Source organism: Bacillus lumedeiriae, assembly GCF_044891285.1.
GTDB classification, from domain to species: domain Bacteria; phylum Bacillota; class Bacilli; order Bacillales; family Domibacillaceae; genus Pseudobacillus; species Pseudobacillus lumedeiriae.
Genome location: NZ_JAUIYO010000034.1, coordinates 1 through 5,068, shown reverse-complemented (window position 1 = coordinate 5,068; position 5,068 = coordinate 1). Strand labels below are relative to the sequence as shown.

The 5,068-nt window shown below is 44.8% G+C and carries 5 protein-coding genes and 1 pseudogene; all 6 read left to right on the top strand.

Going from position 1 to position 5,068, the window contains the following annotated elements; all coding sequences use genetic code 11:
- Nucleotides 1–126, top strand: a pseudogene (locus QYG89_RS16940) (aldehyde dehydrogenase family protein); the annotation flags it as partial.
- 84 nt (nt 127–210) lie between these two features.
- Nucleotides 211–1,683: a 4-hydroxyphenylacetate 3-monooxygenase, oxygenase component gene (hpaB, locus tag QYG89_RS16935; RefSeq protein WP_404319391.1), complete on the top strand. Its 1,473-nt coding sequence runs from the start codon at nt 211–213 to the stop codon at nt 1,681–1,683.
- Between the two features lie 221 nt (nt 1,684–1,904).
- Nucleotides 1,905–2,888 carry a 3,4-dihydroxyphenylacetate 2,3-dioxygenase gene (gene hpaD / locus QYG89_RS16930; RefSeq protein ID WP_404319389.1) on the top strand — a complete coding sequence of 328 codons (984 nt, stop codon included), beginning with the start codon at nt 1,905–1,907 and terminating at the stop codon, nt 2,886–2,888.
- A 188-nt stretch (nt 2,889–3,076) separates the two neighbouring features.
- Nucleotides 3,077–3,550: a flavin reductase family protein gene (locus QYG89_RS16925; RefSeq protein ID WP_404319388.1), complete on the top strand. Its 474-nt coding sequence runs from the start codon at nt 3,077–3,079 to the stop codon at nt 3,548–3,550.
- Nucleotides 3,551–3,664: 114 nt separating this feature from the next.
- Nucleotides 3,665–4,561, top strand: a complete 897-nt coding sequence (locus QYG89_RS16920; protein WP_404319386.1) for a riboflavin kinase — start codon at nt 3,665–3,667, stop codon at nt 4,559–4,561.
- Nucleotides 4,562–4,680: 119 nt separating this feature from the next.
- The coding region (locus tag QYG89_RS16915) for a fumarylacetoacetate hydrolase family protein (protein WP_404319384.1) at nt 4,681–5,068 on the top strand (388 nt) is incomplete at its 3' end.

Genomic DNA, 5,068 nt, shown 5'->3' with positions numbered 1-5,068 from the left:
GGCGGAACGAAAGCAAGCGGCATTGGCAGAGAAGGCGGCCACTATGCACTCTTTGAATTTTATACAGAACCGAAAGTCATCCACGTGGCTATCGGCGATCATCATATTCCGCAGTTTGGTAAATAAACTGAACATTCAATAATGAGAGAAGGTGCTGACACAAATGTGAAGCCGGCACCTTCCACTTTCAAATGAAAAGGAGCGAATAATATGCCAGCTAAAACAGGTAAGGAATATATCGAAAGAGTAGACCAAGCACAAGCGAATGTGTGGATTAACGGGGAACAGGTAACAGGAAAAATCTCTGAGCATGCTGCATTTAAAGGAGTAATGAAAACACAGGCCGAGTTGTATGACATGCAGCATGATCCCGCGAAAAAAGATTTTATGACGTATGTCTCTCCAACATCTGGTGAACGTGTCGGTACGTCTTTTATCCAGCCAAAGACGAAAGAAGATTTGGAAATGCGCCGCAAAATGATGCAGGAGTGGGCAAGACATAACAACGGAATGATGGGGCGTTCTCCAGATTACATCAACGTTGGGATGATGGCTTACGGAACAGCTTCTGAAATGTTCGGAAAGCAAGATCCATTTTACGCTCAAAATATGGCGAAGTATTATGAATACTGCCGCGAAAATGACTTATCTTTAACTCATACACTGATCCAGCCGCAAGTAAACCGTGGAGTGAACTCAGCTCAGCTGCCTGATCCGTATATCGCAGCTCGTATTAAAGAAAAGACATCTGAAGGAGTTGTGATCAAGGGGGCTCGTCTACTTGCTACCCAAGGCGGAATCACTGATGAAATCATGGTATTCCCATCTACATTGTTGAAACAATCGGAAGAAGAAAATCCATATGCGTATGCTTTCTCAATTCCAAATAATACACCTGGATTGAAATTTATTTGCCGCGAATCATTTGATTATGGAAAATCCAATTTCGATCATCCGCTAGGGTCGCGTTTTGAAGAAATGGATACGATCGTTGTCTTTGATGATGTAGTTGTTCCATGGGATCGTGTATTTGCACTCGGGGATGTCGGCGTTTGTAACCAAGCGTACAACGAAAGTAATGCAGTCGTTCACATGACTCACCAAGTTGTTTCGAAAAATGTGGCAAAAACGGAATTTATTCTCGGATTAGTTCAATTAATGGTAGAAACAATCAATATCGGTCAATTCCAGCACGTTCAAGAAAAAGTATCCGAAGTGATTATGGCGCTTGAAACAGTGAAAGCATACGTAACGGCAGCAGAAGCAAATGCAAAGCTCGACAAATGGGGCATTATGACACCAGACTTTACGCCGCTGAATATTGCTCGTCACTACTATCCGAAGATTTATCCGCGCTTCAGTGAAATTATGCAATTACTTGGAGCGAGCGGCTTGATGGCGATTCCGAACGAGGCAGACTTTAAGTCAGAAATTCGTCCGGACCTCGACAAATACTTGCAGTCGGCTACTGGAAGCGCTTACGATCGTGTGAAAATGTACCGTCTGGCATGGGATGTGTGTATGAGCGCATTTGGTACGAGACAAACATTGTATGAGCGCTTCTTCTTCGGTGATCCAGTCAGAATGGCAAGCGCATTGTACAACGGCTATGACAAGCAAGTATACGTTGACCGAGTAAAAGAATTTTTAGACCGCTCAGAAGAACTGATTAAAAATAACTAATCAATAGGCTGGGTTAATGATGATTGTCGGTGTTGCCCCTTTGTTGATTGGAGCGGAAGGTGAGAGACTCCTGCGGGAAAAGTGTGTCTAGGGGGACCCCGCAGGAGCGCCAGCGACGAGGAGGCTCCCGGGCCGCACGCAGCGGAAATCATCAGAGGAGCTTAACAAAGCCAATAAATAAACATTTACTAATTTCATAGGAGAAAAGGGAGGCAGAAATAATGAATTTTAATATTATCCGCATTGCAAGAACGGTACTGAATGTAAAGGATCTTGAACGTTCAAGAAAATTTTATGTAGACGCTTTAGGGTTTATCGAAACAGAAACGAAGGACAACTGCATTTATTTAAGAGGATTGGAAGAGCACGTTCACCACAGTTTAGTATTAAAGCAATCTGATAAAATCGGTGTTCACGCCCTCGGCTATAAAGTAGAAAAAGAAGAGGATCTCGATAAGCTTGCTGCGTTCTTCCAAGGGAAAGGCTTGAAAACAAAATGGCTGGAAGCAGGCACACAGCATGCGCTTGGCCGCGCCCTTCATGTCCATGATGTATCAGGCATGCCGCTTGAGTTCTTCTGTAAGATGGATAAAGCAGAGCGCCTGTTACAGCGTTACGACTTGTATAAAGGTGCAAGAATCCAGCGCATTGACCACGTAAACTGTGCAGTGCCGGATGTAGAAAAAGCATATAACTTCTTTATTAATGAATTAGGATTTGCCTGCTCGGAGTATACAGCGACAGAAGACGATAAGATTTGGGCAGCTTGGCTGCACCGCAAACCAAGCGTTCATGACCAGGCATTCATGAACGGAGAAGGCCCTCGTCTTCACCACTTTGCTTACTGGCTGCCAGATCCATTAGCACTGATCCACTGCTGTGACGTACTCGCTTCACTCGGCTATGCTGACAGCATTGAGCGGGGACCAGGCCGCCACGGATTATCGAATGCTTTCTTCCTCTATTTAAGAGATCCAGACGGCCACCGCATCGAGCTGTATAATGGCGACTATTTAACGAGTGACCCTGACTTTGAACCAATTCGCTGGGATCTAAATGATCCGCGCCGCCAAACGTTCTGGGGAGCGAAAGCACCAGACAGCTGGTTTAATGAGACGTCTCCATTCTTTGATATCGAAACAGGAGAAATCGTAAAAACAGAACCAGCGAAGCTTGCACAAAAGAAACCTGAATTTATTCTTTAAGTCATATGAATAGCCAGTGTTGATTTTGCTTCTTTGTTGATTAGAGCGGAAGGCGCGCGACTCATACGAGAAAAGTGTGTCCAAGGGAGACCTCGCAGGCGATAGCGGCGAGGAGGCTCCCGGGCTGCTGATCAACAGGGCGTTTAACAAAGCCATTATTTAAAATAGCCTAACAGGAGGAAGTTAAGATGGATGATCGTTTATTTCGAAACGCAATGGGGAAATTCGCAACAGGCGTGACAGTGATTACGACCGAGGTGGACGGGGAAGCGCATGGCATGACGGCAAACGCCTTCATGTCCGTGTCCCTTGATCCGAAGCTTGTCGTCATCTCTATTGGTGAAAAAGCAAAAATGCTTGAGAAAATCAATCAATCTGGCACATTTGCTGTGAATATTTTAGCGGCAGAGCAGCAGGAAGTATCGATGCTGTTCGCGGGACAAATCAAAGAAAAGCGCGAGACGGAATTTGACCGCATTCAAGATGTACCTGTCATTAAAGATGCTCTTGCTAACATTGTTTGTAAAGTATACTCCAAGCAAGCAGCTGGGGATCATACATTATTTATCGGGGAAGTGCAGGACATTGTTCTTCGTGAAGGAGCACCGCTTACGTTCTTCGCAGGGAAATATGGCGAGATCACAGAACGACAGCCTGTTTAAATGAAATAAGGCGATGTTCATGACTATTGTTGATTAGAGCGGAAGGAGCGAGTCTCCTGGGGAAATCAACAGGGGAGTTTAACAAAGCCTAAAAGAAAAGGGGACGTGTAACTGATGGAAACAATTTACCTTGAACATCCACATACTATCTCAGCAACAGTTAAATCAGCTCCGTGTGTGCTGGCTCTCGGGTTTTTTGATGGGGTTCACGTTGGACACAGAGGAATTCTCCAAGCGGCAAAAGAAATGGCGGAACAAAAAGGATATAAGTTCAGCGTGATGACCTTTTACCCTCATCCGAAAGATATTATTTTTCCGGATCAGGAACCGATGACGTATTTAACGCCGCTGCCAGTGAAAGAAGAACGTTTTCAGGAGCTGGGTGTGGATCAATTGTTCATTGTAAAGTTTACGCCTGATTTTGCACGACTTTCCCCTGAAGAGTTTATTCAGCACTATATACTCGAGCTGCAATGTAAGCATGTAGTAGCCGGATTTGATTATCATTACGGCTACAAAGGAAAAGGGAATATGCAGACACTTACCGAAGCAGGGCGAGGCAAGTTCGATGTTACAACGATTCGAAAAATTGAACAGCATGAACAAAAAATCAGCTCTACAGCGATCCGTGAACGGCTGGCTGCGGGAAAAGTAGAAGAGGTTCCTAGTTTGCTTGGCCACTCTTATGAAGTGAGGGGAAACGTAAAACAACATTCTTTGTTTTATCGAAACCATCAATTTATCAAAGTTGATATAAGCAAAGAGTACCGTCTGCCAAAGCTCGGTGTATATCGTGTAGAAGTCGATGCAGGAGACCGGCTGTACAAGGGCGTTTGTCATCAGATGACTGTAGCTGATGCACAGCCGTCACTGCTTGTTCAAGTGAAAGATTGCTTTGCAGATATGCACGGTAAAGAACTGAAAATAAAGTGGCTGGAATATATGTTTAGTAAGCAAAGGGAAACAGCTGGAATGAATGACTACATTCAAAGGGATGAAATGGTGATATAATCATTCATTCCAATATTAGGAAGAAACAAGGGAGCTATAAAAAATGTCTCCCTTTTTATTTGGTGGAACATTTGTCATAAGATGTTAGTCATCGTTAATGAAAAAAGGAGTGAAGTGATTTGTTAAGGGCACAAGTGAAATTTCGCGGGATACCGCAGCTAGATGAAGTGAACGTGCGATTGGCGGAAGGTATGGCAGAGCACAACGGCCAATCCTATAAATTAGATGAGCTCGCTGTTGACGCGCCAGTATCGGGAACGATCTACGGAACATTGTTAAACTACAAAGGAGCTTTGGAAGCGTTAGGGGAGTCAGTCAACGAAGCCCCTTACAAGGCAGCACCCAAAGCGCCGATCCTTTATATTAAACCAGTGAATACGATTAGCAGCCATGGTCAGCCGATTCCGCTGCCGGAAGGAGTGTCAGAGCTGGAGATCGGGGCCGCGCTTGGTGTTGTGATTGGACGGACAGCGACGCGGGTGAGTGAAAAGGAGGCGCTGGATTATG